The 25,946-nt window shown below is 47.8% G+C and carries 23 protein-coding genes and 1 pseudogene; 7 read left to right on the forward strand and 17 right to left on the reverse strand.

Annotation, left to right across the window (positions count from 1 at the left end; translation table 11 throughout):
- Positions 1-58: 58 nt before the first annotated feature.
- From tnpA to ACTID9_RS23775, 3 genes are all read right to left on the reverse strand, one after another.
- Positions 59-529 (reverse strand): IS200/IS605 family transposase, encoded by a 471-nt coding sequence (tnpA, locus tag ACTID9_RS23765; RefSeq protein ID WP_441065058.1) that lies wholly within the window; start codon positions 527-529, stop codon positions 59-61.
- A 168-nt stretch (positions 530-697) separates the two neighbouring features.
- The gene (locus ACTID9_RS23770; RefSeq protein ID WP_441067342.1) at positions 698-1,345 is read right to left on the reverse strand and encodes a response regulator transcription factor; all 648 of its coding nucleotides are present in this window, start codon (positions 1,343-1,345) and stop codon (positions 698-700) included.
- 5 nt (positions 1,346-1,350) lie between these two features.
- Complete coding sequence (locus tag ACTID9_RS23775) at positions 1,351-3,543, reverse strand: PAS domain S-box protein (RefSeq protein ID WP_441067344.1); 2,193 nt, start codon at positions 3,541-3,543, stop codon at positions 1,351-1,353.
- A gap of 251 nt (positions 3,544-3,794) precedes the next feature.
- Here ACTID9_RS23775 and ACTID9_RS23780 point away from each other — a divergent pair, with 251 nt between their 5' ends.
- Positions 3,795-5,186 carry a DJ-1/PfpI family protein gene (locus ACTID9_RS23780; RefSeq protein WP_441067346.1) on the forward strand — a complete coding sequence of 464 codons (1,392 nt, stop codon included), beginning with the start codon at positions 3,795-3,797 and terminating at the stop codon, positions 5,184-5,186.
- Between the two features lie 82 nt (positions 5,187-5,268).
- Here ACTID9_RS23780 and ACTID9_RS23785 read toward each other — a convergent pair whose 3' ends face one another.
- The 4 genes from ACTID9_RS23785 to ku form a co-directional block, all read right to left on the reverse strand.
- Positions 5,269-6,837, reverse strand: coding sequence for a sigma 54-interacting transcriptional regulator (locus tag ACTID9_RS23785; protein WP_441067348.1), 1,569 nt, complete (start codon positions 6,835-6,837; stop codon positions 5,269-5,271).
- 138 nt (positions 6,838-6,975) lie between these two features.
- Positions 6,976-8,181, reverse strand: a complete 1,206-nt coding sequence (megL, locus tag ACTID9_RS23790; protein ID WP_441067350.1) for a methionine gamma-lyase — start codon at positions 8,179-8,181, stop codon at positions 6,976-6,978.
- 184 nt (positions 8,182-8,365) lie between these two features.
- A complete protein-coding gene (locus ACTID9_RS23795; RefSeq protein WP_441067352.1) occupies positions 8,366-8,494 on the reverse strand; it encodes a hypothetical protein in 129 nt (42 codons plus the stop codon).
- 49 nt (positions 8,495-8,543) lie between these two features.
- A complete protein-coding gene (gene ku, locus ACTID9_RS23800) occupies positions 8,544-9,443 on the reverse strand; it encodes a non-homologous end joining protein Ku (RefSeq protein WP_441067354.1) in 900 nt (299 codons plus the stop codon).
- 211 nt (positions 9,444-9,654) lie between these two features.
- Here ku and ACTID9_RS23805 point away from each other — a divergent pair, with 211 nt between their 5' ends.
- The 3 genes from ACTID9_RS23805 (at position 9,655) to ACTID9_RS23815 (ending at position 12,094) form a co-directional block, all read left to right on the forward strand.
- The gene (locus ACTID9_RS23805) at positions 9,655-10,221 is read left to right on the forward strand and encodes a hypothetical protein (RefSeq protein ID WP_441067356.1); all 567 of its coding nucleotides are present in this window, start codon (positions 9,655-9,657) and stop codon (positions 10,219-10,221) included.
- A gap of 276 nt (positions 10,222-10,497) precedes the next feature.
- Positions 10,498-10,977, forward strand: a complete 480-nt coding sequence (locus ACTID9_RS23810) for a hypothetical protein (protein WP_441067358.1) — start codon at positions 10,498-10,500, stop codon at positions 10,975-10,977.
- Between the two features lie 73 nt (positions 10,978-11,050).
- Positions 11,051-12,094, forward strand: coding sequence for a DUF3231 family protein (locus ACTID9_RS23815; protein WP_441067360.1), 1,044 nt, complete (start codon positions 11,051-11,053; stop codon positions 12,092-12,094).
- Positions 12,095-12,225: 131 nt separating this feature from the next.
- On the opposite strand, the gene ACTID9_RS23820 is transcribed toward ACTID9_RS23815, so the two are convergent.
- The 6 genes and pseudogenes from ACTID9_RS23820 to ACTID9_RS23845 all read right to left on the reverse strand — a co-directional run bounded on the left by ACTID9_RS23820 (position 12,226) and on the right by ACTID9_RS23845 (position 17,596).
- The gene (locus ACTID9_RS23820; RefSeq protein ID WP_441067362.1) at positions 12,226-12,771 is read right to left on the reverse strand and encodes a hemerythrin domain-containing protein; all 546 of its coding nucleotides are present in this window, start codon (positions 12,769-12,771) and stop codon (positions 12,226-12,228) included.
- Positions 12,772-12,878: 107 nt separating this feature from the next.
- Positions 12,879-13,127 (reverse strand): hypothetical protein, encoded by a 249-nt coding sequence (locus tag ACTID9_RS23825; RefSeq protein ID WP_441067364.1) that lies wholly within the window; start codon positions 13,125-13,127, stop codon positions 12,879-12,881.
- Between the two features lie 183 nt (positions 13,128-13,310).
- Complete coding sequence (locus tag ACTID9_RS23830) at positions 13,311-13,817, reverse strand: Rieske 2Fe-2S domain-containing protein (RefSeq protein ID WP_441067366.1); 507 nt, start codon at positions 13,815-13,817, stop codon at positions 13,311-13,313.
- 15 nt (positions 13,818-13,832) lie between these two features.
- Positions 13,833-14,402 carry a 4Fe-4S dicluster domain-containing protein gene (locus ACTID9_RS23835; RefSeq protein ID WP_441067368.1) on the reverse strand — a complete coding sequence of 190 codons (570 nt, stop codon included), beginning with the start codon at positions 14,400-14,402 and terminating at the stop codon, positions 13,833-13,835.
- The gene (locus ACTID9_RS23840; RefSeq protein WP_441067370.1) at positions 14,395-16,569 is read right to left on the reverse strand and encodes a molybdopterin oxidoreductase family protein; all 2,175 of its coding nucleotides are present in this window, start codon (positions 16,567-16,569) and stop codon (positions 14,395-14,397) included. The genes ACTID9_RS23835 and ACTID9_RS23840 overlap by 8 nt, the downstream gene beginning before the upstream one ends.
- Positions 16,556-17,596 (reverse strand): annotated as a pseudogene (locus ACTID9_RS23845) (hypothetical protein). Before ACTID9_RS23845 ends, ACTID9_RS23840 begins: the two are co-directional and overlap by 14 nt.
- A 185-nt stretch (positions 17,597-17,781) precedes the next feature.
- Here ACTID9_RS23845 and ACTID9_RS23850 point away from each other — a divergent pair.
- On the forward strand, positions 17,782-18,489 hold the full coding sequence (locus ACTID9_RS23850) for a Crp/Fnr family transcriptional regulator (RefSeq protein WP_441067372.1): 708 nt from the start codon (positions 17,782-17,784) through the stop codon (positions 18,487-18,489).
- 51 nt (positions 18,490-18,540) lie between these two features.
- On the opposite strand, the gene ACTID9_RS23855 is transcribed toward ACTID9_RS23850, so the two are convergent.
- Positions 18,541-20,031 (reverse strand): nitrate/nitrite transporter, encoded by a 1,491-nt coding sequence (locus tag ACTID9_RS23855; RefSeq protein ID WP_441067374.1) that lies wholly within the window; start codon positions 20,029-20,031, stop codon positions 18,541-18,543.
- A gap of 180 nt (positions 20,032-20,211) precedes the next feature.
- Between ACTID9_RS23855 and ACTID9_RS23860 the strand changes: the two genes are divergently transcribed.
- Together ACTID9_RS23860 and ACTID9_RS23865 are read left to right on the forward strand one after the other, a co-directional pair.
- Positions 20,212-20,514, forward strand: a complete 303-nt coding sequence (locus tag ACTID9_RS23860; protein ID WP_441067376.1) for an ArsR/SmtB family transcription factor — start codon at positions 20,212-20,214, stop codon at positions 20,512-20,514.
- A 142-nt stretch (positions 20,515-20,656) separates the two neighbouring features.
- Positions 20,657-21,862, forward strand: a complete 1,206-nt coding sequence (locus ACTID9_RS23865) for an MFS transporter (RefSeq protein WP_441067378.1) — start codon at positions 20,657-20,659, stop codon at positions 21,860-21,862.
- Positions 21,863-21,957: 95 nt separating this feature from the next.
- Here ACTID9_RS23865 and ACTID9_RS23870 read toward each other — a convergent pair whose 3' ends face one another.
- The 3 genes from ACTID9_RS23870 to ACTID9_RS23880 all read right to left on the reverse strand — a co-directional run bounded on the left by ACTID9_RS23870 (position 21,958) and on the right by ACTID9_RS23880 (position 25,737).
- A complete protein-coding gene (locus ACTID9_RS23870; RefSeq protein ID WP_441067380.1) occupies positions 21,958-22,788 on the reverse strand; it encodes a methyl-accepting chemotaxis protein in 831 nt (276 codons plus the stop codon).
- A 13-nt stretch (positions 22,789-22,801) separates the two neighbouring features.
- Positions 22,802-24,178: a DJ-1/PfpI family protein gene (locus tag ACTID9_RS23875; protein ID WP_441067382.1), complete on the reverse strand. Its 1,377-nt coding sequence runs from the start codon at positions 24,176-24,178 to the stop codon at positions 22,802-22,804.
- A 308-nt stretch (positions 24,179-24,486) separates the two neighbouring features.
- A complete protein-coding gene (locus ACTID9_RS23880; RefSeq protein ID WP_441067384.1) occupies positions 24,487-25,737 on the reverse strand; it encodes a sensor histidine kinase in 1,251 nt (416 codons plus the stop codon).
- Between the last annotated feature and the right edge of the window lie 209 nt (positions 25,738-25,946).

Below are 25,946 nucleotides of genomic sequence, written 5' to 3' on the forward strand. Positions count from 1 at the left end.
GCGCACTGAAAGTCTGCCAACCGCGTGCTACCACAGGCTGGCCCTTAAAAGGGCTACTTTACCTGCCCTTTTTTACCGACTCACCCGTAAACGGGTCAATCATCTCTTTCATCGTTAATTGTTCATAATTCTTGTCCTCCACCATTTGGTTTCGAATGTATTCTTCAATCACTTTTTTGTTTCGACCTACCGTGTCCACATAGTATCCTCTGCACCAAAATTGTCGGCTTCCGTATCGATACTTCATGTTTGCAAACTTATCAAAAATCATAAGTGAGCTTTTCCCCTTTAAATAGCCCATGAATTCCGACACACTTAGTTTGGGAGGGATGCTTACCAGCATGTGGATATGATCCACGCAGGCCTCCGCTTCAACAATTTCTACTCCTTTTCGTTCACATAGTTCCCGAAGGATTTTTCCTATTTCTCGTTTTAGTTTGCCGTAAATTACTTGTCTACGGTATTTTGGAGCAAATACAATATGGTATTTGCAGTTCCATTTTGTGTGTGCTAAACTGCTGTTGTCCATCCTTTGTCCTCCTTGATTTCATGTGAGCGGTTGGCAGACCAGTTCTCATGGTATCATCGAGTTCAAAGGATCACCACTTATAGCTATAAGCTTTCTGGAACCCCCAGTCGAACTGGGGGTTTTCATTATACAAAAAGAAGAGGCCGGCATGCACCGGCCCCTCTCCTGTCAATATAAGTCCTCCGTAGGGAGGATTCCCAGACTTTTCGCTCTTTTGATCAAATCGACCCGCGAACTGACATGCAGCTTCTGAAACAGCTCCGTCAAGTTATACTCCAACGACCGCTGGCTGATCATCAGCGTTTTGGAAATCTCCTTGTTGCTTTTCCCTTTCGCCAGCTCGCGGAGAAGTCGATCTTCCTCCTGGGTAATCGTTGTTGGTTCATGATCCGCTTCCCCTTGCACGATGACCTCCTGACGCCTCAATTGTCTTAGCAGGCGCATCGGGATGATGGCTTGTTTCCTTGCCGCGCAGCGGATGGATTGAATCAGTTCCTCCCGGGTCGATGTTTTGGAAACAAAACCGGACACGCCCGATTCCATCAGCAAATTGAAATGGGGCGCAATTTCAAATCCCGAATAAATCAAAATGACTGCATCTGGCACATAATCAAGCACTTTTCGCGTCAAATCGGCCCCATTGATATTCGGCATATATAAATCGAACAGAATCACATCAAATTTCTTCAGCCGAACCAAATCCAATACGCAATAAACATCCGTTTCAACCGTAACATTCATGTCCGGCTCTGATTCGATCAGCATTTTGGTTCCTTCAACCACTGACCGATGATCGTCTACTAGTAAGACCTCCATCCCGCTCACCTTTCCGCTTGATTTTTTGGAAAATGGATGTGTACATGAAACCCTTGCCCGGGTGCAGTCTCAAACCTGACTTTCCCTTCCAGACTGAGCACCCTTTTCTCGATCCCTGCGATTCCCATATGCTGAAACGAGCCTTCCAACGCAGACAAGTCAACCCCTACGCCATCGTCTGAATAGGAAAAATGGAGATGGTCATCGATTTTCGCCAATGCCATCGTGACCTTTGTCGCCCGGGAGTGTTTGGACGCATTGTTCAATAACTCCTGCACAATCCGATAAACCCCGAGAATCTGCTCTTCATCCAGCAGACAATCCAGCTCCTGAGCTGAAAACTCAATCTCGAAATTCGCAAACATGCGCGTATACGAAAATAAGCTTTTCAGCGATTCAACCAGCCCCATTTTCAGCAGGAATGGCGGCCGCAGCTCATTGCACGTGATGCGGATCTGATGAATCGCATCCAAAAGTCCCTCTTCAATTTCGCTCAGCTCACGCTCTGTTTCGTTTTCAAAGACAGTGGATGACCGGAGCGATTCCAACTTTCGATACCAAATGATCAAATCTTGCAAAACCGAGTCATGCAAATCGCTGGAGAGTGAGGAGCGCTCCTTTTCCGACAGCTTGAACAGAAGCCGTAGCATCCATTTCGGTGTTTCATTGGAGGCGACCAAAACTTCCAGACGCTTCATCAGGTCCTCGGTCCGGTGCAGATTATCATAAAGAATCGTTACATAATGAACGGCAGTCTCCAGCCACTCTTCTTCGATTTTAAGCAGCTGTTTGTCCAATTCAACCCGCAAATACACGGGGTGCTGCTGCTCGCCGATTTTCACCAGAATGTGATTCGCGCTTGCCAGTTCAGGCTCCTGGCCCTTTGGCACCTCTTCAATCGAGGCATGGCGCACTTGCAGAACGGCCCTTACCTCGTCTAGCAACCGGTTTTCCAACTCCGAGACTTTCATGACATTCGCCAGGTCGTTCGAAAATCGATTTAAGCTCTGCTGCAGAAAATTGGATCGTTCTTCACTCTTGATTAACTCCCGCTCTTCATGCTTGCGTTTGGTAATATCTTTGATGATTCCATGAATGCCATTCAGTTCGCCGGCCAAAAAGATCGGGACAAACGTGATGCTGACGATCCTCTCTCCCTGCTGCATATTGGCGAGCCTGCATTCAATATCTCGCGGTTGCCCGTGCTGCATGACTTCCAAAAGCGTCTCATACACCGCTCCGTGATCCTCGTCAAAAATCAAACCGATAAAGCATCGATCCGTCAGCTCATGGAGCTTGATTCCGGCAATTCTTTCAAAGGAGCGATTGGCGTTGATAAAGTAAAAATGCTTCAATTCGATCGAAAAAACGCCATCCAAATTATGTTCAAACAATGACTTGTACCGTTGCTCGCTTTCTTCCAACGCCATCTCGGCCCGCTTTTTTTCCGTAATATCGAGGATGATGCCGTCGATCCGCTCACCCGCCTTGTCCCGATAAGGATGGACAATCATCTGCCCCCATCTGGTTTCGTTCGGAATGTGGGTCCAGCGAAAATCAACGCGGGACGGTATCCCCCTATCAAGCTTCTGCTTCACTTCCCCCATGAGCATTTCATTATCGTCCGGGTGGATATGATCATGTGCACGGATCGGATTGTTCCAAAGTTCCTCTTTCGGAATTCCGCCAAGCTTTTCCATGGTGTCAGAACAGTAGATATAATGGGTAAAATCTTTGTCGGTCGCCCATACCGCAGCGTTTACATTTTCCAATATTTTTTGCAGCAATTGCTCTGTCGTTTTCCGTTTGGTCACATCCCTGGCGACAGCGACAACATATTGGACGTTGCCTTTTTCGTCCAAAACCGGTTTGACGCGCGCTTCAACGTCAATCAAATAGCCGTGAACATGGTAGACATGATACTCCACATCCACCGATGTTCTTGTTTGTACGGCTTGGGTAAGCGATGCTCGAACATGCTCCCTCTCTTCGGGAGGAACGACCTCGAACGCATCCTTCCCAAGATACTCCTCCACGCTGCCACCGGTAAGCGACTCGTATGACGGTGAAACATAACGAACGATCCCTCTGTTATCGACGACGACAATCGTGTCCGAAGTGTTTTCCGCGACAATTCGGAACATTTCTGCCTCATCGTTGTACACTTCCCGATTTGCGGTTCCTTCGCCCATCAACATCCATCTTCTCCTTTTCCCTTCTTTGCATGTCGGTTTCACCAGTGCCTGAGCCCATTATAAAAGAGTTCGCCATTTTTACCACGCAAATAAATGCGGAATCCACGCAAATTATGTCATCCTTCTCTGCTTCGTGCTGCCACGTTGCGCGCAGCCCGCAAAAATTTGCGGTGGGCTGTGCATCGTTTGCGCGGTAACAAGGCGATTTCGGTTTTATGCTGATATACAGAAGCACGTTTCGAGGAGGAAAAAACATGAAGAGGTTTTTATTACGTTTCACTGTTTACGCATTGAGTTTGCTTTTGATTGTAGGAGGGCTTGGGTATTATGGATTAATGCGTACGCAGAACGATTTTTACTTAAATGTCCGACACGAGCCCGTTCCATCTTTCCCGGCGGTAAAAGCCCCGCCTTATGATCCGGGTAAACCCACGGTGGCCGTCGTTTTAGCGGACACGACAATGCCTACCGAAGATTTCGATTTTCTCATTCCGTATACGCTTTTTTCGATGACGGATGCGTACAACGTATACGCCGTTGCCCCGGATCACAAGGTGAAGTCGTTATCCGGCGGGCTCGATGTGATGCCGCATTACACCTATCAAGAATTGGATCAGCTCGTAGGGAAAAGTCCTGACATCATTGTGGTTCCTTTCATGCCGATCATCAATGAAGCGAAATATCTCCCTACCCGCAAGTGGATTCAGCAGCATGCAAACAACCAGACGACAACGTTCTTGAGCATCTGTGGCGGTTCCGGAAATCTTGCCGATGCCGGCTTATTGCAAGGGAAATCAGCGACCTCGCACTGGCAGGCAATCCCGGATTTACGAAAGCTGTATGCCGATACCCAATGGAAGGAAGACGTCCGGTACGTGCATGAGGGCAATACGTTAACTTCAGCCGGTCAAAGCGCCGGGTTCGATGCCGTTCTCCATCTGATCTCCCAGAAACTTGATGAACCCGTTGCGGCAAAAATTGCGAAAGAAATCAGCTATCCTTCCTACCACTTTGTTGCGAATCCAAAGGTCGATCCGTTTACTGTGGATGTAAAATTCGCGACATACATCCTGAATAGCGCATTCCACTGGAATAAGACGCAAATGGGTGTCATGCTCTATCAAAACATGGATGAACTGGCTTTGTCCTCGATTTTTGATTCGTACGCGGATACAGGAACGACACAGATTTTGACCATTTCGCGCGCGGAAGAACCGATCGTCACGAAACATCATCTCACGGTAGTGGCAAGGCATTCAATCGCCAACGCTCCCCGCTTGGATAAAATGATCGTGCCAGGCGGCGATGCAAAAACGCTTGCAGCGGAAGAACTCAAGCTGTGGAGCGAAACAGGCCACGCTGAAAAGACCCTGCTCATTCACAGCGATGCGCCAAACCGCTATGTTTTTGAAGCACCGTTGGAAGACTTGGCCAAACAAGACGATCTGCTGACTGCCGCGCACGGTGTAAAGCGTTTCGAATATCGTTCGGATGACATCCATCTGGAAGGCAGCCCGCTTCCCTTTGCAACCTACGGCTTTATCCTTCTGACATGTTTCGTCGCCTGGATGGTAGCCTTTATGATCGATCGACGATTTATTGCAAAGAAAGCTGTATTCAAATCATTTAAACAACGCACCCTGTGATGTCCCCGGTCACGTGGTTCAAAAAAAGAGGCGGTTTCCCCGCCTCTTCTCTATTTGTAGAAATCCTTCGCAATCACTGTCCTCATGATAGCCCGTACTTTTTCATTTTTTGCAGGACGGCCGTATGGCTGATCCCTAAATAAGCCGCAGCTTGCCGAATCGAGGAATGCTCTTTCAAGGCACGAATCAACAAGGTTTTTTCATACGCATCCATTTGGTCTTTGAGCAGCCTGGATGACGGCAGCGGAGATCGCGAATCCTCCTCCGGCGAATCCTGCTGCATATCCAGATACAAATTTTGCGCTTGAATGTCATTGCCAGGACAAAGGTACACCGTACGTTCCATCACGTTTTGCAGTTCGCGCACGTTGCCTGGCCAATGATGAGCTTGCAGGGCGCGAATGGCAGAATGAGCGAGGGAGAGCATCGGTTGGTTCGTCGCTCGGCATACTTTTTGGATGAAAAATTGAGCCAGCATCGGGATGTCGCTTTTTCGCTCGCGCAGCGGAGGAATGACGATCGGAATGACGTGCAAGCGATAATATAAATCCTCGCGAAAAAGCCCTTTGCTCGTCATGTCAGCCAAATTTCGATTGGTCGCGGCAATGATTCTGACATCGATCGGCAGCGCTTTGCTCCCGCCCACTCTACGGACTTTTCTTTCTTCTAAAACACGCAGGAGCTTTGCTTGCAGATGAAGCGGAATGTCGCCGATTTCATCCAGAAAAAGCGTTCCGCCTTGGGCAACTTCAAACAGCCCTGACTTTCCGCCTTTTAACGCCCCTGTAAACGCACCCGGCTCATACCCGAAAAGCTCGCTTTCCAACAAGGCATCAGGAATGGCCGCACAGTTAATCGGGACAAAAGGGCCGGCAGCACGATTGCTTTCAAAATGAATCGCTCTGGCAAACAGCTCTTTTCCTGTCCCGCTCTCTCCTTGCAAAAAGACGGTTGCTTCGCTTTTGGCAACGCGTTTTGCAGTCTCAATGCACTTTCGCATATTGTCGCTCTGTTGAACGATTTCATCAAAAGAAAACCAATCATTCCGCTGAACGGTGGACAGCCATTCCTGGATCTGCTTGTTGTCTCGAAGCACAACCACGACACCTTGGCGCTCGCTGTTTTCAGCGGGGATGATGGGATGGTAGCTGCAGATGTAGGTCATGCGTTTTTTTTGCCCTGTCAAGAGACTCACTTGAACGCTGGGCAGTTCAAGCCCTTCGTCCAGACAGCGCTTGATTTCGCTCGTTTGTTCCCCCCACAATTTTTCGATGGATTGATGCAAAAGCTGTGCAGGCTCCATCGTCAGCATCGCCTGGGCAGCCCGATTGATCGTGGTGACGCGCAGCTGGCCGTCCAACAAAAGAATCCCTTCCGAAACGGTCGTCAAGATCGTATGGATGCGATTTTCACGTTCTTCTGCCGGGAGAGAGGGAATCGTCTTGGCCTGTTCGATGCCCTTCACCTGTTTGATCATGCCCACGATTGTCTTGATCTGTTCCGCAGATACCGGGGGGATTTTCACATAAATATAGTGGGGCTTTACTTCCATTCCGATGATGTCAAGCTGGTTGGCGGCAAGGCATGCGATTACCTCATGGGTAATTCCCACCCGGTTCACGCCTTTGATCTCCAAGGTAATTCCCGTCAACGCAATCCACCTCACCCGTTCTATCCTCTGGTTTCATCATAAAGAGAAAACCTGGCTGCGCCAAGCTATTTGGCGGAATTGCGGTTGCCCATCATAGAAAAAAGCCCGGTGTGGAATGAACACACGGGCTGGCCTTGATTAAGCGAAAGAAAGAGCCGTTTCCAAATCATCCAAAATATCTTCCACGTCCTCGATCCCGACGGACAAACGAATCAGTCCATCCGATATCCCCATCTTCGCTCGCTCTTCAGGAGGGATGACCGAGTGAGTCATCGAAGCAGGGTGCTGAATGAGCGAGTCCACATCGCCGAGGCTGACGGCTCGTTTGCACAAGCGCACATTGTTCATCATGCGAATCCCCGCTTCCAAGCCGCCTTTCAGTTCGAAAGCGAGCAAGCCCCCGAAGCCGTCCATTTGCCTGCACGCCAATTCGTATTGGGGAAACTGGGGCAAACCAGGGTAATGCACGATTGCCACTTTCGGATGATTGTGCAAAAACTCAGCCACCTTCTGGCCGTTTTCGCAATGACGATCCATGCGCACACCGAGCGTCTTCAACCCGCGAATCAACAAATACGCATCAAATGGCGCCAGAATCCCCCCGATATCTTTCTGGGAGGTCATGCGAATCGTGTCCATGATTGCTTTCGGACCGGCAGCGACACCGGCAATCACATCCCCATGCCCGCCGATAAACTTGGTCGCGCTATGGATGACAATGTCACAGCCCTGCTCGATCGGCCGCTGTAAATAAGGCGACATAAACGTGTTATCCACGACGACACAAGCGCCAACCTCTTTGGCAATTTTTGCGACCAGCTGCAGGTCGACTAGCTCCATGGTCGGGTTAATCGGGGTTTCCACATACATCACGCGGGTCGTTGGCTTCAGCATCTGGCGAATGGAATCCTCATCGGTCATGTTGCAGAGGGAGTAATCGACCTGAAAGCGGTCTTTCATGAGATTCAGCAATCCATAGGTGCAGCCGTACAATCCTTTCGTGCCGAGAATATGGTCGCCCGTTTTCACCAGTGCCATGAGAACAGCGGAAACAGCCGCCATTCCCGATGCAAAAGCAAGACCCGCTTCCGCCTGTTCCAAAGCCGCGATTTTCTCTTCCAGGACAGTGACCGTCGGATTTCCCAGTCGCGAGTAGATGTAGCCTGCTTCTTCCCCGGCAAATCGTCTCGCCCCTTCTTCCGTGGAAGAAAAAACAAACGTCGAGGTTTGATAAATCGGTGTGGCCAATGCGCCCGTTTGCGGATCGGCATGATAGCCGGCATGGATCGCCGTCGTGGATCGTCCCTGCTGTTTCGGCATGTTTATGGTCGGGTTGTTCTTCATGCAAGAATCACCTCATGAATTCGTTTTGAAAGCGTATTCATGCATGATGTGTGCCAGAGGATAAAGCTGGAAGTTGATGAGGCGTTTCGCGAGTAACGGGAAGCAAGTGGAACGAATTGTTGCCGAACGGAAAGAAAAGTTTCCAACTATGTTATTCCGTTTAATGAAAAAGTTTGACCTGGGTTCATCTCGTAAACTTCGAATAAAACGTATCCTGGGGAATGGCGTTTGCTAGTGTTTCCATACACCCCGCGAACTCCTGAAGTATCTTTTTTCCTTTCCAGTCACCGGGCAACAGCTCCTGCGGAAGCATCGGGTCGATGAGATACCATTCACTCTCCGCTTGCAGCCAGCCCCGTTTTTCACTCCACTTTACGCTTTCTGCGTTTCGGCGTCGGCGATAAAACGTTGGTGCCGCTTTCGATTTCGGTCGGTGCTGTAACAACCGGCTGCTTTCTACCGGTGATCATTGGGGCTTCCGTCCGCTTATCCTCCGCAACGTTTAGACTTTTTTGGAGAGCTTCCATGAGATCAATGACATTATTCATGCGTGCAGTCGATTCAGGTTGTTCGATTTCTTGCTTCTGCACCTTCGCCTCGATCAATGTCTTGAGCGCTTCCTCGTAATTGCTTTTATAATCGCCGGTGAAGTTCTTGCTGATTTCTTGAATCAATTTTGTGGCCATTTCCAGCTCCGTGCTGCTGACCTCGATTCCCGCGATCCCTTCGATGCCAGGTACGCCTTGAACGGAGCGCACTTCGGCCGGATAATGGATGATATTCATGAGCAGACAGTTTTCATGTAACCGAATCACCGACAAATGCTCACTTGTCCGAAAAGCCACTTTTGCAACGGCTACTTTGCCTGTTTGATCCATTGCGTCATGCAGCAGCTTATACGGTTTTCCGCCATATTCTCCCGGGCCTAGGTAGTACGATTTTTCGTAGTAAATGGGGTCGATATTCTCTTTATCTGTGAAGTGCAAAATTTCGATGGTGCGCAATGTCGGCAACGGCAGCTCATCCAGGTCATCGTCCGTGATGATGACATAGTTACCAGGAGCGTACTCATACCCGCGAATGACCTCGGATTGTTGAATCTCCCGATCGCATACCGGGCACCATTTCTTGTACTGGATTGGATGCTTGCATTCCTCGTGCAAGGAGCGAAAACTCGTTTTATGATCTTCTGTAGCCTTATACAACGACACCGGGATGTTCACAAGGCCAAAGCTGATACTGCCTTTCCACATGGACCGCATCTGCATGCTCCTTTTCCCTTTTTGCTATATCATCCCCAATCCGGCTCATTGCACTCGCTCGCACATGCTTCCAGAAAACCCCTATGCTACTTTTTTTGGCGCGTCGCAAAATAGGAAGGGCTGTACCCATGCGAAAAGGGACAGCCCTGGACGTATTTGAACCGCTCTCGCCCACTTTACTAATGGATGGTGTTGAAAGGTGCTGGAAAGGTTGGATGAGCTAAAAGAAATAGCGAAAGGAACGATTTTTGAAGCCTTTGTGGACGACCAGGTGGAAAATTACAAACAAATCAAGCAAAAGGAAGTAAAAAAAGCACAAATAAATAATAAATGGATCGATCAAGCTGACAAGCTTTTTCATTTGTTTGAGGATGTTTGCAACAAGTACAAGCCAACGATTGAAGCATTTGCTTCACAGGTTGTATTCGTGGACAACAGAGATGATGAAGGCAGTGTGTCATTTGCGATCACCAATTTTAAAGCGGAGACTTTTTCCTTGCACTGCGCGGATCTGCATAGCCTCAATGATGATTACCAAAAGCTTGAGGACGATGCGTACGTTGAAACGTTAGATGAAGGGAAGGAAGTGGGCGGAGTGCATTTCTTTTTTACTCCTGGTGAAACAAGAAAAGAGATTCTGTACTCCGCTGCCTTTTCCACGTCCAAGGCAGCAGGTCTATTTACGAAAGCTGTTGAACCTTTGCTATTGGAGCTTTTTCAAAAATGCTTTGATCTTGAATCACTTCTAAAAGCAACGGAACAGCAAGAAGACTCTTGAATGTTTTGCACCGCGAATGTTCTTATCCATGTCTGCAGCTCCTCCACCCTCTTGGAAATGCCCTCGAATCCCCGGGGATTTCCTCCATGGAGGCAAGCTGCTTTTCTGTTGCAGCCGATTCGCTTTTCACTGCTCCGGCCAGCCAAATATAGGTGACTGCCTCTGACTGCCTCCCCGTTTTAAAACACAGCCATTTTGCCATTCTAACAACAAGGGAAAGCATAAAAATGGTCACATGGAGAATACTTCATTTAGTCAAGGGAAGGGAAGGAAAAATTGAGAAAGAGTGCAGCAATAGAAAAAATATTGTGGAGTATTGCTCTACCTGGATTTGGTCAACTATTAAACGGAAAGTTTTTAAAAGGCCTGACTTTGCTTGGCCTTGAATTCATTATCAATCAAAAATCCCATTTAAACCAGATCATCATCGCAAGTTTTCAAGGTGATCCCTCATTAGCAATTCGATTAACGGATTATCAATGGCTGATGTTTTACCCGTGCGTGTATATGTTCGCGATTTATGATGCGTACCGCGATACCTTTTCAGCTGATATTCCCCCTTACTCGGTTTTTCCCTTTGCCTTCACAGCCTTTTTCGCAACAATAGGGATTATGTATTCTCCCAATTTTCGGATTTTTGGCGTGCTTTTGGGTCCTGTATGGTTGCCGCTCCTGCTATGTTTTCTCGGTTTACTCGCAGGCAAATTTTTGCAGTTTATGTTTAAAAACAAATTACCCCAAACGCCCCATCCATAAACAGGCAACATATTTCGGCTTTTGATTGGCAAAAATTTGACAAGATTACATTCGCTGAACGGAGGAGTTCGTTATGGAAACCATACAGGATGTGCAAACCGGTACATCTACTCAAGCTGAGCATGATAAATTAACGTCCGCCGAGCAAGGGAAGCTTTGGGCTACATATATCGGGAATACCATGTCGGTTTGCGTGTTGAGTTATATGGCGAATCACGTTGAGGATAAAGAAATCAAGATGGTGCTGCAGAATGCATTGCATTTGTCCGGGCAATTTATTAAATCGCTGAAAGAGATTTTTACTCAAGAAAAATACCCGATTCCCGTAGGATTCACGAAAGAGGATGTCGATATAACGGCGCCGAGACTATTTGAAGATGACTTTTACCTTCACTACTTGAAATATGTTGCGAAAGCGGGAATCAGCCTGTATGGAATCGCAATTCCGTTGGTAACAAGAACTGATATTCGGCAGTTCTTTACGAATTGTATAGACCAGACAGTCAAACTCATTAATTTGGTAAATACGGTATTGATAAAAAAGGGCCTCATGGTCAAGCCACCTTATATTCCTTATCCTGAAACGGTGGATTTTATCGACAAACACAGCTATTCCCATGGCTTTTTTGGTCGAGTCAGACCGCTGCAAGCGCTGGAGATTACGCATCTTTACGATAACATTGAAAACAACGCGACAAGCAAAGCGGTTTTAATTGGCTTTAGTCAAGTAGCGAAATCCAATCAGTCAAAGGCATACTTTCGGCGCGGGCTCGAAATAGCCACCAAACATTACGATACGTTCAGCACGATCATGCAAGAAGATGGGTTAACAGCTCCTCCCATCATTGACCAGTTAGTGACAACGTCCACTGTTTCCCCCTTTTCGGATCGATTGATGCTATTTCACAAGCTGGATATGTATGCGGTCCGAATTCGAGCTTATGGCAATGCAATCTCTATGTGTGCAAGACATGATGTGCTTGCAAAATATGGTCGTTTGCTTGTGGAAGTTGGAAATTATGTGGAGGATGGAGCGAATATCTTGATCAGCCATGGTTGGTTGGAGCAGCCGCCTCAAGCCATCGATCGTGATGCTCTGACATCAAACAGGAAGTAAATCCTCAAGAGAAATCACTTCGGATAAAATGAAACGGGGGCTGTCTCAAATGGTTCATGTGGACCATGGGACAGCCCCCGTCGCGTGGCGGGAAGAGGGGAAAACGTAAATTGCAATCTGCTGTGCTCTCGTTAAAGTCGCTGAAGCATTTCCTGTAACCGCTCTTTCTCTTCATGACTTAATAATTGTTCGGCCATCGGGAACAACACATTTTCTTCTTTAAAGAAATGTTGAATTAATAGTTCCACAGCCTTTTGCAAATGGGTCAGGGCAGCTGTTATTTCATCATGTTCAGCAAGCTTCACTTTTTCAAATACATGTAGAAACAGCTCAATGTTTACTTTTGCTTCACGATGTTCATGTTCCATTACGGCCATCGGTCCCATTTCCCGTCCAATGTAAGTCACCATCATGGGAAACAATCCTTCTTCCTCACGCCGGGAGTGCTGATCCAGTTCCGTCCGAAACGCGGAACCCAACTCGTAAAGTTCCTTGAGCATTTGGCCGCTAACGGGGGCTGGAGACCGCTTCAGTTCTTTTGCCAAATGGGCAAGTTGACTCATCTTCTCACCCAAGGACCGGTGTTCGACCAGCAAGCTTTGCAATGGCGGACACAAATTCCTCTTTCTTCCGAACTCATGCAGCATCCCCATACATCCAGTACGGTGTTGTTCCATTGAAACCCCTCCTCTAAAGGAAATTCCCCCTGTTTCAAGGTTCGTTGCAAAAAGAAACGCGATACTCCAGTTGTCCCCGATTGTCTTGCGCAACCATAAGGGTCCCGTTATTCTCTGGGAAAAAAGTCATTGGCCCATTCAAGAATGGGAATCGCGACAAACTGGCAAAGATTAAAATAGAGCCGCAGATGCTCCTCATCCTCCGTGATCTCCCATTTTGCCAGCTTCCTTTCCATGGGAGGTGCAGCGTGCGGTTCCGCATTCTCCGCCAAATCCCGAATGAGAATGCCCATTTTTTGCCCCACCAGGGAGGGGAGCTTTTGGTAAAGTACAGCAATCATTTGCTTGTTCGTCATTTTCTTTGTCCTCGACGATCGCGACGATCTTTGACATAAACCACCCATGCCAGCGGGAACAGCACCACCGCGGAACCGCAGAACAATAGCACCTCGACATACCGCTGGGCAAAATACATATTAACCGTATACTGCGTGCATACAATGCTTGCGAACAGTATCAACACCAACAGGAGCAGGCTCCTATAGTTGCTCTTCATATTTTTTCACCCCTACAGCGTATACGGCACCATCTTTTTGCTGAAGGACAATTTCCGGCAGCGGCCGTCTGGGAGGTCCAGCAAGCGGCCGCCCCGTGGCCGCATCAAATTTTCCATGATGGCATGGGCATAGCAGCTCCTTCTCCTCACGATCCCAAAATACCGGACAGCGCAGGTGTGTGCATGCATTTTGATACGCCTTGTATTCCCCCTCCTTCAAGCACACCAACAGAGCGCCGTCATGTTCCCCCGGATAAGCAAATTCAACGGCATCTCCAGGCTGTAGATCAGAGAGATTCGCAACTTTTTGCTTGGGAAACGATTTGTCAGTTGGACCCATTAGCTCTTTGGCAGCCAGTGCCCCCCATGGAAGGGTAGATACCGCAAAAAGGCCGGCTGCCCCTACCATCGTTTTCATAAAACTCCGCCGATCAAGGCTGCGCTCGTTGGACCGATTGATATTATGGGTATAGTTGTCATCCTTCTCCATAACCCTTGCTCCTTTCTAAAACAGCTTTTGTTTTCCTTGCAGAATGCCAGGCAGACTGATTCGTACATTTGTTTCGCCTTCCAAACCTTCCGGCGACTGGCTGGCGATCCATTTTCCATTGGCCATCGGTACTTGCGCTCGTTTGCTTTCAAGCTCCGATTCGTTGATCCACTGCAGTGTGTTGGTCGGACAAACCGATGCGCACATGGGCGGTATCCCCTCTTTCGTCCGGTCGTAACAAAGATCGCACTTGTACATCAGATTTTGCGCTTCATCAAATTTGGGAATCCCATAGGGACATGCAATCGTACAGTTTTGACAACCGATGCATTTCTCTACCAAGGCTGACAAAACCGCACCGTTATCAGCGATTTGAATTGCCTGGGCGGGACAACTGCGCGCGCAAGCCGGATTGACACAGTGAAAGCACATGAGCGGAATGGTTTGCCTGCTGACAAACGGGTCCACATCCAGTACATCGTTTCGGTTGCGGTTGTCATGTCCGCCGCATTGCGTGCACGCCGCCAAACAACTTCGACAACCAATGCAATTGTCCATTTCGATATATAAGACCTGTTTATCCATTGCGAACACCATCCTGTTTTTGCTTGATGATTTGCGCGGCGCATGCTTTAAATTCCGGCATCTTGCTGTACGGGTCCAACGCCGGGTTGGTCAGGAGGTTGATGGATTCCTCTTTCCCCCAGTGGTAGGGAACACACACCGTGTCCTCTCGAATCGCCTCGATGATTTTTACACGGTACTGCGCCTCTCCCCTTCTCGTCTTCAGGGTCACCAGCTCGTCGTGTTCAATCCCGTAACGGCGGGCCGTCTGTGGATGGACCTCGAGAAGCGGGTCCGGATACATGGCTTTCAGGAACGGAATCCGCCTTGTTTGGTTACCGGACAAGTAGTGAAAGACAACCCGTCCTGTTGTCAGCCGCAGCGGATATTCCTCATCCGGTTCTTCAGCCGGCGGGCGGTAAGGCAGGGCGCAAATTTTTGCTTTGCCGTCCGGGTGATAAAATTTCTTATCCAGAAACAGATGGGGCTGCCCTTCGTCATCCTCCGTGCGGCATGGCCAGAATACACCGTTTTGCTGCTCGATTTTCTCGTAGGTCACCCCGTAGTAGTCGGCTACCCCTCCCTTGGAGACCTGGCGCAATTCATTGAATATATCAAGGGGAGACTTCAGGTGTTCAAAGTATTCTCCCCGTCCCATTCGTTTGGCGATTTCAATCTGAATCCACCAGTCAGGCTTGGATTCGGCGTACCACTCCTGCGCTTGGCGGTGCCGAATGACACGGCCTTCCAGATTCGTTGTCGTCCCATCGTCCTCCGCCCATGTCGTCACAGGCAGAACAACGTCAGCGTATTCAGCTGATTCTGACAGGTAAAAATCGCAGCACACCATAAAATCCAGGCTTTTCAGCGACTCTCGAACATGGTTGAGATTTGGCGCGCTTACAGCCGGGTTGGAACAGAGCAAATACAACCCGCGTATGGTTTTATCTTTCATGAGCTGGAACATCTCATAGGCAGAGACGCCTTTCTGCGGCATTTCCTCCACCGGGATGCCCCAGGCGCACGCGATTTCGCGCACATGTTCCGGATTATCCATCTTGCGGTACCCAGGTAACTGGTCCGCTTTTTGCCCGTGTTCCCGACCACCCTGGCCGTTGCCTTGACCGGTAAAGGTAGCCACGCCTGATTTGGGACGGCCGATCTTGCCGGTGACCAGCGCCATGTTCGTATAGGCAGACACGTTGTCCGTGCCTTTTGACTGCTGTTCGACGCCGCGGCAAAACATCACGATAGCCTCCGGCGACCTGCCGTAAATATCCGCTGCCCGAATCAATTTTTCCACATCAATTCCGGTTACTTCACTCACGTACTCCGGGGTAAAGGAAGCGACCAATTCTTTCGTTTCTTCAAAGCCGTTGGTATGATTCTGAATAAAGTGTTCGTCAATATGTCCGTTTTTGATCAGGAGGTGAACCATTCCGTTTGCCAAAGCCAAATCTGTACCGGGGCGCAAATCCAGGTGAATATCCGCACGGCGTGCCAAAGGCGTTTCCCTTGGATCAGCTACGATCAGATACCCGCCTCGATTTTGCACTTCCCAAATCCGAAACATGCTCGTAGGGTGGCATTCAGACGCGTTTGAACCTGCGATAAACAAGCAGTCCGTTTGATGAAGGTCGGTCCAGGGAACGGTAGAACCACGATCGATCCCAAAGCTGCGATTAAATCCCGCCGCCGCTGAAGACATGCAGAAGCGGCCATTGTAGTCAATATAACGGGTTTGCAAACCGACCCGGGCAAATTTACCTGTGAGATAACATTTTTCGTTGGTCATGGAAACGCCGGAGTAGACAGACAATGTATCTTTGCCGTAAGCGTTTTGCATTTCCTTGAACCGGGATACGATCAACCCGAGCGCTTCCTCCCATGTCGCTTCCCGAAATCCTTCCGATGTGCCTTTTAAAGAAGCATCCTCTCGAATCAACGGCCGCTCAATGCGATCCGGATGGTTCACCTGCTGATAAGCCGTAACTCCCTTTGGGCACATCTTTCCCAGGTTGACAGGGAAATCGTATCGCGGCTCTACCCCGATAATCTTGTTCGTCGTTGTATCCACACGCAGGTACATTCCGCACTGCATGCCGCAGTAACTGCAGTGCGTACCGACCAATTTCTCATTGGGATGAATCTTGTTTTCGATGACTTTAAAAAATTTATCCTTTTGCATTCTGGTTTGCCTCCCTGGCGTTTATCTCGTGCGTAGGAATTCCTGTAAAGCGGTACATCCGATATTTTCTACGGCACGGCAGGCAGAGTTCGGCCAGATTGAAGCCTTCCTTCATTTGGAAAGACATCTCGTTTTTCTTCAGCACATCGATAACGTCCGCCGATTGTTCGGCAGAAACGAAGCCGCTGCCGCACACTTTGCATGTTTTCATTTCTTGTTCGCCATAATGTTCGCGGTAATTGCGGGCGAATACACTCATGGGCCGGAACGGGATGTGCGCCAGTTTCCCAAACGGCAGATAGATGAGTGTAACAATGACTGCGAATTGATGGACCACGGTCATGAGCGGGTGTCCGAAGCCCCCCAGGAACAGGTTGCTTGCTGTTAACATCAAGCCTGTCACGCTGACAAACAGCAACAGATACAACGGGAGAAAATCGTAAAAAAACGTTTGTTCCGCTCGTGCCTGCATGTTCTTGATTCTGCGATACAAAGCCATGACCACGCCGCCAATCACCATGAATGCGGTGATGTTGAGCGCATTGTAAAAGAGAAAGGCGATCCATCCATCCGCCAGTACGGTCAGGACATTCACACCCATAAACACGACCTGGTAGTACCCGTTCTCCGCCATCGTAAAATACATCCAGCCAAACACCAGCGGAAACGTGACAAATGCCGACAGGATGCATCACCAGCCCAACAAGACATGCTGTGTCCAACGATACCATCCCCGATTCCAGATAAAGCGATAGGTTGCCAGATGATCCACCGTTGTTTTTGGCGTGCTTTTTCGAAAAAGCAGACGCAGCCCTTTTTTTAGAATAATATTGGTGGGCGGGCGGTCAGCCCACGCTGAAAACCGGTACAAAAACCCTCCGATAAAGACAAGCGTCCCCACCATATACCCGTACAGCGCAAGGTCAATATGAGTAAAAAAGCGTGATCCCACATAAGTCATGGCAAATAAACAGCAAATGATGATAAAAGCACGCTTCGCCACCTTGGAAGCAAATAAATAATCCATACAACACCCTCCTTGCAGTCGCTCGCTCAAAGTCCTTTCGTTCGAGACAATTGTAGCAACTGACTACACCCCAGGATGTGATGTTCTTCACATCCTCGCCCCGTTACTATGATTTTCCCGCACAAATTTTAATTTCGGGTGATATAATGGGTGCGACTGTATCTTTAACAGTAAGGGGGACCCGCATGACCGGAAATGGGATTACTTTTGTCGATCAGGTCACTCCCGATTTTGTCAAAAGTCTTGAAACCTTAGCGATTCGCAAAACTTATACGCCCGATGCCACCTTGTTTATGGATGGTGAAAAAGCCACCCAGTTATTTTTAATTGCATCAGGTCAAATCAAACTGACAAAGACAACCAACGATGGAAAAGAGCTGACGCTGCAAATATTTGGCGCAGGTGAGCTTGTCGGCGTCTCCGGACTTTTTGAGCAGGAATTGACATACACCTCCACAGGCACCATGTTGCTGGCTGGCGAGGTATGGATCATCCCCCGTCAAGGGCTGGAAAAAATGCTGATCAAAAACGGCCAATTCTGTGTAGAGTTCCTGCGATGGATGGGGCTGATGAACAGGCGGATGCAGTCCAAATTTCGCGATCTGCTTCTCAATGGAAAGATCGGCGCCTTCTACTCCACGTTAATCCGCATGACCAACACGTATGGAAAGCCCCACCCGAACGGGATTCTCATCGATCTTTCGCTTACCAATCGCGATTTAGCCCAATTCCTTGGCTTGACACGCGAAAGTGTCAACCGGATGCTGTCCGATCTAAAAAAACAGGGCGTCGTCGATCTGCTCCCCCATGGACATATCCTGATCAAAAACCTTGCTTTTCTAAAAGAGGCTATTTTTTGTGATGATTGCCCTCCTGATTTCTGTCAAATGTAAAAAGTCTCGGGCCGACAGCCCAAGACTTTTTTTACATGTTTTTGGCGGTATTTATTGCTTTGTAAGCTCGCTGAACATCCCGGCATAATACTGCGTATCACCGGCATCGTCCTGAATCGCGCTGATGGTCAACCATTGGAGATACTGCTCGCCATTTTTCTTGCGATTCCAGATCTCTCCTTGCCAATAGCCATTCTTCCGGATCGATTCCCACATCTTTTGATAAAAAACTGCATCCTGCTTGCCTGATTTCAAAATATTAGGGGACTTGCCAATCACCTCATCCATTGCATAACCGGTCACTCTCGTAAACGCCTGGTTCGCACTCCTGATGACCCCTTTCGGATCGGTAATCAGAATCGCTTCCCCTGTATTTTCCATAATCGTAGCCGCGAGCTGCAGCTTCTCCTGATAAAACAGCCACATCACGATGATCAAACTGGCCAATGCAAACTGCGACAATGCCATAAACCCGATAGCATAATGCCCAGTCAGATTAAACAGCAGGGTTAAAACCAGCGGTGGGAAAAACCCGCCCAATCCCCCCATGGCAGAGACAATTCCATTTACAATACCGGCTTGTTTCGAGAAATACATCGGAACCAGTTTGAACACTGCTCCGTTCCCGATTCCGGCACAGAGGGCAACCAGCAAGCATCCTGCCGTATACATCTGGATCGCTGGCGAAAAAGACAGCAAAATTCCAGCAAGGGCGAGCCCGGCAAACACAATCATCAGCGTCTTGAACGGATTCCATCGATCTCCAAGCCATCCTCCTACCGGTCTTGCAATCGTGGCGAGGAGAATGAAACCAGCTGTTCTCATACCAGCGTCCACTTTATCGATTTGGAAATGGCTGACCAAAAAGTTGGGCAGGTAGACCGTGAAAGCGACGAAGCAACCAAACGTAATAAAGTAGAAAAGACTGACCAACCACAGCTTCTTATTTTTGTAGACACTCATCATTTGCTGTCTTAGCGGAGTATTGACCTTTGGTTCATTCTTATCCCCCAAAAAGAAGGTAAGAATCGCGAACCCCACCAGCAACAAAATGAACATTTGTACGGTTGTGGCCCAACCAAAGCTTTTTGCCAAAACCGGAGCCGCAAATGTGGTTACGGCCGTACCGATATTCCCCATACCGTAAATTCCGTTTATCGACCCGTGCCGCTCTTTCGGGAAGTATTTAGGGAGAGAGGTGACACCAATGGAAAACACCGCTCCGCCGATCCCCAAAAACACCCCGCCGATTAACAAATCTGTATAGGTGGTTGCCTTGCTAATGTAAAAAACAGGGACCAACAACAGGAGAAAACTGATGCTGAAAAGCTTTCTCGCACCAAATCGGTTGCTCCAATATCCGATGGGGATTCTCAACAGCGAACCAAGCAGCACGGGAATCGCTGTAACCCACGCCACTTCGCCCGGACTCAACGGAACCGATTCCTTGATAAAAGGCATTAGTGATGACAAAATAACCCAAACCATAAATCCGACGACAAGATTCAACGTCTGTAACGGCAACTGCCATTTTTGAACCATACGATCACCCTTCACTTGGGAATAAAGATTGCTTGCTTCTCATTCCTTATGATAAAAGGTGATGCATCTTCAGGATGTGATTTTTGTCACAAACTCCTCGTCACGATTCAAACGAAAACTCGGCGAGGCGGTTGTATAAAAGAACTTGACGAATCGATAAATTCCGATATGATAATGTGTATGGAGCCGATTGAAGTTTTTAAAGCACTGTCCAACGAGCCGAGATTACAAATTTTGCATTGGTTAAAAGAGCCTGAAAAACATTTTACGCCCCACGAAGGGATTGATATGAGTAAAATCGGGGTATGTGTTGGTCAAGTCACAGAAAAGCTGAAAATGACACAGTCCACAGCTTCCCAATATTTATCGATACTCCAGCGGGCAGGTCTGATCACGGCTGAGCGGATCGGTAAGTTTACGTACTTCAAAAGAAACGAGGAAGCTTTACGCGAAATTGGTGCATTTTTCACTAACGAAATTTAATGACAACCACAAGCTGAATGCTCTCCTGGGGATTCGGTTTGTTTCAGTCCTACACATCGATATATTGTAATGTGTAGATTTTTCACGCGCTACAAATCGATAATTTATTATATGTAGATGCGAATTGAAAAGGAGTGGCGAAATGAAGGCGAGCACTTGGAAGGTTTATTTTTTAGCGATTGTCAGCTTTTTAGTCGGGACATCGGAGTATGTCATTTCAGGTATTTTAGACAAAATCTCGGATACGCTGGGTATCTCCATTACTTCAGCCGGACAGTTTGTGACTGTTTTTTCCTTTGTATATGCAATTTGCACCCCCATATTGATGGCTTTGACGGCAAAAATCGAGAGGCAAAAGCTGCTCGTTGGTGCGCTGGGAATTTTCGTGTTAGCCAACATTTTGTCTTTTGTTTTGCCAGGCTTCGGGCTTTTTGTGTTTGCGCGCGTGCTGATGGCTTTAGGTGCAGGAATGGTCGTTGTAACCGCCTTGGATATCGCAGCGAAAATTGCGCCCGAAGGTAAACAAGCCAGCTCGATTGCAACGGTAGTGATGGGGTTTACTACCTCACTAATTATCGGGGTTCCTCTTGGTCGCATGATTGCCTCTGCATACGGTTGGAAATCGGTGTTCGGTTTCATTGCCATACTCGGGCTTCTGTCCATCTTTGTTCTACATAGAACGATTCCGCGAATAAAAGGCGATACCCCTGTACCTTTATCCAAACAGCTTGCTCTCCTCAAAAGCAAAAAAGTGGCTCTTGGACTCTCGATCACTTTCTTTTGGCTTGGCGGTTACTCGATCGCGTATACCTACATTTCGCCTTATCTTCTCGAGGTTGCGGGCTTACATGAAGAAGTGCTTAGCGGAGTATTGCTGGCGTTCGGCGTGGCAAGCTTAATCGGTTCCAAATTCGGTGGTTACAGTACAGATAAATGGGGCGTTACTTTCACGCTAATCGGGGGAATGCTCCTGCACATCACGGCTTTCCTGTTACTATCTGCTGTTGCCGTTTCTTTAAAGAACTCTTGGATGCTCGTTGTTGTCCTAGTCTTATGGTCATTTGCAGCATGGTCGTCCGGTCCTACACAGCAATACAATTTGATCCGAATTGAGCCGAAATATTCGGGAGTCATGCTCGGGCTCAACCAGTCTATGATGCAATTATCGATGGCAGCAGGTGCGGGAATCGGCGGCCTCGCCGTGGATCGGATATCCTTGTCATCCATCCCGTGGTTTGGGACGATCAGTGTGGCAATTGCAGTCGTGGCGTCATTATTATTATTTTCATGGATAAGACAAGAGGCAAGAAAAGAAGGCATGGCACAACAACATGCTTTGTCAGACTGACTCAGGTGCTTCCCGATCGGCAAACCAGCGAGAGCTTCCTTTGAAACGAAAGAAGAGGCGGTTTCCCGTCTCTTCTTTCTGTAATCGATGCGGTGTCAGGATTTCGCTTTTAATAAATCCGTGACAAAGCTATTTAATGTTTCGCTCACCTGATTTAATTCTTCCGTCAATTTCGTGAATAATTCAGAATGAATGGCGAGTTCGCTGGAAGATTGACGAATATCATTCATGCTGTCGTTCATTCCTATAATTGAACTTTTCATTTGTTCTAAAAAGGCACCGATTTTCTTCGAAGACTCTTCAGAATGACGCGATAGTTTTCTTATTTCAGTGGCAACAACTGAAAATGTTTTCCCATACTCGCCAGCTCTTGCAGCCTCGATCGCCGCATTCAGACCGAGTAAATTTGATTGTTGCGCAATCGTATGGATAAACGATATGACTTCATCCATACTCTCGGTCTTTTGCAAATTTGCTGTGGAAGTCGCCGATATTTCCTGAATCGTAGCCGAGAGTTGTTCGGCATGGGCTGTGATAGAGTGCGTTTGATCTCCGATTGTATTCGCAATTTGTTCCAACTTCCCGATCATATCCTTGAGCAAGTATTCTTTATGCAAACTACACCCGAAACCAAGGGACCCGATCCATTGCCCGGTGTCGTCAAACAACGGATATCCAATTGCCCGAAACGGCGGTCCATACTCTGGTGGAGAGATCATCTCCTCCCTGCCTTTGGATTTTTTGATGTTTCCAAACAAGTCGTAATTCAGAAAAGGCTGACCGATCGTGATACCGGCATTGAGTGATTTTGAAGGAGAAAAGTACACATACTTTTCGGTGTCGGTAACCGCCACCATAATGTCATCGTCACAGAAAATTTTGGTAAGTACAGGCCCAAGCGAAATTGCCTGTTCGAGACTATTCATCCTGTTATCCTCCTTATGAACGTGTTACTAATTGATGGCGGCCTCTCTTCCCTTTTTGCATGAATCGTCTATCAATCGAGAAAGCAAGAAGCAATGCTGCAAAACCAAGCAAAACCGGTATACCGAAAGCTTCATAGGAAAATGGATTGCCTTCAAAAGCAAGATGGGTAGCACGGTATTCCAGACGCTTGAGACCATATCTAGCGGTGAGGACGTCCTCTTGCTTGGCTAAATCTTCAAGCGGAGCATCAAACATAAATCTGTCTCCGTAACCGCTGTGAATGAACTCAGGCACCACGTTATTTCCCTTTTCGCTCCACTGCTTGACATCTGCTGCAGCTATAGTCTCCGCTTCCACTCCCGGAACGAACATGCGATCGAGTTTCAGCGCGTTCGCCATTTGATAGCGGGAAACCAGGTTAAGGTGATACTTCGTAACGATCGGCTGCTTGGCGTCTGAGATCGTATAAACCTTTGTCGTTCCAGAAGCAGCATAGGTATCAAAAATCGTAGATAATGCTCCGTCATCCATCCCGTTATACAACAATACCCCTGCGCTTTTTTTGTTCCATTGGAATGCCTGATTGAACGTAAAAATCATTTCGGTTCGATCAACATAATAGGGGGCTACCTGCGGATTTTTTACGAAAGCGTAAGAAGGGTAATTCATCTCTTTCGCGATTTTCTCCGCCATCGGTTCGCCTAATTGCTGTGAAATCACATAGAGGACGGCATCGATTCCGGAAGTGAGAGCTGCTGAAGAGACGATGTTCCCGTCCGCCACATACCGCACACCTCTTCGCCATTTTGTTTCCGGATATTTATTGATTTCTTGATAATCAAAACTTTTCCAGTCGGTGGTTGCTTCTTTCCCCTTCAATAAACCTGTATCGGCCAGATTCAGCCCTCCAGCGCAAATGCTTACCAGCTTCGTATCCGCATGTTTTTGGATCCATTCCCGGACAGGCTTATACTTCGCCTCGTCAACCATAGGCATGGCGGGGATCACAATCAGGTCGGGACTTTTCCCTAATAATCGATCCAGTTCATCAAAAGAATAGTGCGGCATCAGATCCAAACCGCCGGAGAGTGTTTTCACGTTTTTGTCCGGGGCAACTGCATACACGTTATAAGCCTCAGTCATTGCGAACATTTCATACGGGACCATAAAATCAAACACTTCTGTCGTCGGATTGGCCAAAAGGACAGCGACTGTAGGTTTTTTCGGATCATGTTCAGGCACGCTCACGCTTTGTAAAGCAGGCATTGGTGTTTGCCGGGTGGGCATCCAGTATCCCTGATTGGAACGAATATACCCCAACGCACCGACACCTCCGAAAAGAAGAACGAACGTCATGACATAGACAACGACACGTACTAATACCTTCATCTTTGATTCTCCTCTGATCAAAATTTTTCGTTTTGTTTCCGTTACCTTTCCATGCCATTACTATAAATCAGCCGTGTGAACGCAATATGAATGGACATGAACGGTAAAAAAAATACCGCCCCACGCAGGGAGGCCACTGAAAAAGTCCTCTTAGTTGAGCGAAACTAAATACGCAAAGAAAAACGAGCCTCTAGAATCGCTTCTAAGGCTCGTTTCACGTTCAGGGAGACAGATTTGTACCCCCTAAAATCTTTTGATTTTCAAGAATCGGTAGTTTTTCAGTGGCCTCCACGCAGGGCGATCGTTTTTTATAAGTATCGTTCATTGGTTTTCTCGTTCTCGCGAGGAAGTGTGACCGTAAACGTTGTTCCGGTACCAAGACTGCTGGACACATGAATGTCGCCGTCATGCATATCGATGATTTGCTTGACGATGGATAACCCCAGTCCATTTCCTTTTACCGAACTGCTGCGGGCTTTGTCCACTTTGTGAAACGGTTTGAAAATATTGACAAGTTCTTCTTCAGGAATCCCGATTCCACTGTCTGTGATCGATACGATATGTTGATGCGCTTTGCCCATCGATTGAATGCGTATCGTACCGTGAGGAGCAGTGAATTTGATCGCGTTGTTCAGCAAGTTAATCCACACCTGGTCCAGTTGATCTTTGTCCGCATGAATGGTTACTGCCTTAACATCGACATCCATGTTGATTGCTTTTTCGGTCCATAAAGGTTCTAGTGTAATGACAACCTTCCGCAGCTGTTCATCCAATCGGTATTGGGTAACCTTTAATGGATGCTGTTCCTGTTGTAAATAAGAGAGCTGCAGTAAATTTTGCCCCAAGCGGGATAACCTCTCGCTCTCCTCCTCGATAATCGTCAAATAGCGGAGACGGCTCTCCTCGCTCATTTTCTTCTGCTTTAACGCTTTCGTAAATCCTGAAATGGAAGTTAACGGTGATTGAATCTCATGAGAAACACTCGAAACAAAGTCTTTCCGCATTTGATCCAGTTTCGCCAGCTCTTTCGCCATTTCATGAAAACTCACGCTCAATTGACCAATTTCATCCCTGCGATTCATGGGAAGGTTCGCGGAATCAAAAGTCCCTTTTGCCATCCTCTTCGTAGCTTCCGTCAACTTCATGATCGGATTGACGACATAGCGTGCGGCAATCAAAATCAGAAAGCTGCCAATAAACAGAACCAGAATATATAAAGCATGAATCCAAGGCATACTTTCCTGCTCTTGCTCTACCGTATGTTTATCTACCGTAAGAAACAAAGCGTAAGGATCACCTTTCAACGAAAAAGGAACCCCCACCATGGGGAGACCTGGCATTTCTGTTTTCAGACCGCGTGCAATGTTGCCGGCAAGAACCTGCTGAATGTTACCCGGCTCCACATGCATGGGTTCTTTTTCTTCAAGCAGGGGCACACCATCTTTATTGTATAGTTGGATACTGTATAGAGAGAGGCCAGAGAAACCGTGCACAAACGCTCCCAACTCGGCGGAAGGATTCGCCTGATAGGCTTCGATGATGGTTTTACCGTCTTTCACCAGCGTTTCTTCTATGAAATTTTGCTTCCTCCCATCAAACATCCAGGTACTGACCATAAACGCCGCGAACAAACTCAACATCACAATGCAAATAAAAACCAATACGACGCGCGTATACAGCGATTTAATCCTGCTACACCTCCAATCATCACAATCATAATCAATACCCCGGATGTGTTCAATTCCCCTTTTTTTCGGTCGGTAGACTC

This window comes from Brevibacillus fluminis, assembly GCF_052072235.1.
GTDB classification, from domain to species: domain Bacteria; phylum Bacillota; class Bacilli; order Brevibacillales; family Brevibacillaceae; genus Brevibacillus_D; species Brevibacillus_D fluminis_A.

What these genes read in the sequence shown, in the direction of transcription:
- tnpA (WP_441065058.1), bottom strand. Translation starts at nt 529, where the DNA reads ATGGACAACAGCAGTTTAGCACACACAAAATGGAACTGCAAATACCAT.
- ACTID9_RS23770 (WP_441067342.1), bottom strand. Translation starts at nt 1,345, where the DNA reads ATGGAGGTCTTACTAGTAGACGATCATCGGTCAGTGGTTGAAGGAACC.
- ACTID9_RS23775 (WP_441067344.1), bottom strand. Translation starts at nt 3,543, where the DNA reads ATGTTGATGGGCGAAGGAACCGCAAATCGGGAAGTGTACAACGATGAG.
- ACTID9_RS23780 (WP_441067346.1), top strand. Translation starts at nt 3,795, where the DNA reads ATGAAGAGGTTTTTATTACGTTTCACTGTTTACGCATTGAGTTTGCTT.
- megL (WP_441067350.1), bottom strand. Translation starts at nt 8,181, where the DNA reads ATGAAGAACAACCCGACCATAAACATGCCGAAACAGCAGGGACGATCC.
- ACTID9_RS23795 (WP_441067352.1), bottom strand. Translation starts at nt 8,494, where the DNA reads ATGCTTCCGCAGGAGCTGTTGCCCGGTGACTGGAAAGGAAAAAAGATA.
- ku (WP_441067354.1), bottom strand. Translation starts at nt 9,443, where the DNA reads ATGCGGTCCATGTGGAAAGGCAGTATCAGCTTTGGCCTTGTGAACATC.
- ACTID9_RS23815 (WP_441067360.1), top strand. Translation starts at nt 11,051, where the DNA reads ATGGAAACCATACAGGATGTGCAAACCGGTACATCTACTCAAGCTGAG.
- ACTID9_RS23820 (WP_441067362.1), bottom strand. Translation starts at nt 12,771, where the DNA reads ATGGAACAACACCGTACTGGATGTATGGGGATGCTGCATGAGTTCGGA.
- ACTID9_RS23825 (WP_441067364.1), bottom strand. Translation starts at nt 13,127, where the DNA reads ATGACGAACAAGCAAATGATTGCTGTACTTTACCAAAAGCTCCCCTCC.
- ACTID9_RS23830 (WP_441067366.1), bottom strand. Translation starts at nt 13,817, where the DNA reads ATGGAGAAGGATGACAACTATACCCATAATATCAATCGGTCCAACGAG.
- ACTID9_RS23835 (WP_441067368.1), bottom strand. Translation starts at nt 14,402, where the DNA reads ATGGATAAACAGGTCTTATATATCGAAATGGACAATTGCATTGGTTGT.
- ACTID9_RS23840 (WP_441067370.1), bottom strand. Translation starts at nt 16,569, where the DNA reads ATGCAAAAGGATAAATTTTTTAAAGTCATCGAAAACAAGATTCATCCC.
- ACTID9_RS23850 (WP_441067372.1), top strand. Translation starts at nt 17,782, where the DNA reads ATGACCGGAAATGGGATTACTTTTGTCGATCAGGTCACTCCCGATTTT.
- ACTID9_RS23855 (WP_441067374.1), bottom strand. Translation starts at nt 20,031, where the DNA reads ATGGTTCAAAAATGGCAGTTGCCGTTACAGACGTTGAATCTTGTCGTC.
- ACTID9_RS23860 (WP_441067376.1), top strand. Translation starts at nt 20,212, where the DNA reads ATGGAGCCGATTGAAGTTTTTAAAGCACTGTCCAACGAGCCGAGATTA.
- ACTID9_RS23865 (WP_441067378.1), top strand. Translation starts at nt 20,657, where the DNA reads ATGAAGGCGAGCACTTGGAAGGTTTATTTTTTAGCGATTGTCAGCTTT.
- ACTID9_RS23870 (WP_441067380.1), bottom strand. Translation starts at nt 22,788, where the DNA reads ATGAATAGTCTCGAACAGGCAATTTCGCTTGGGCCTGTACTTACCAAA.
- ACTID9_RS23875 (WP_441067382.1), bottom strand. Translation starts at nt 24,178, where the DNA reads ATGAAGGTATTAGTACGTGTCGTTGTCTATGTCATGACGTTCGTTCTT.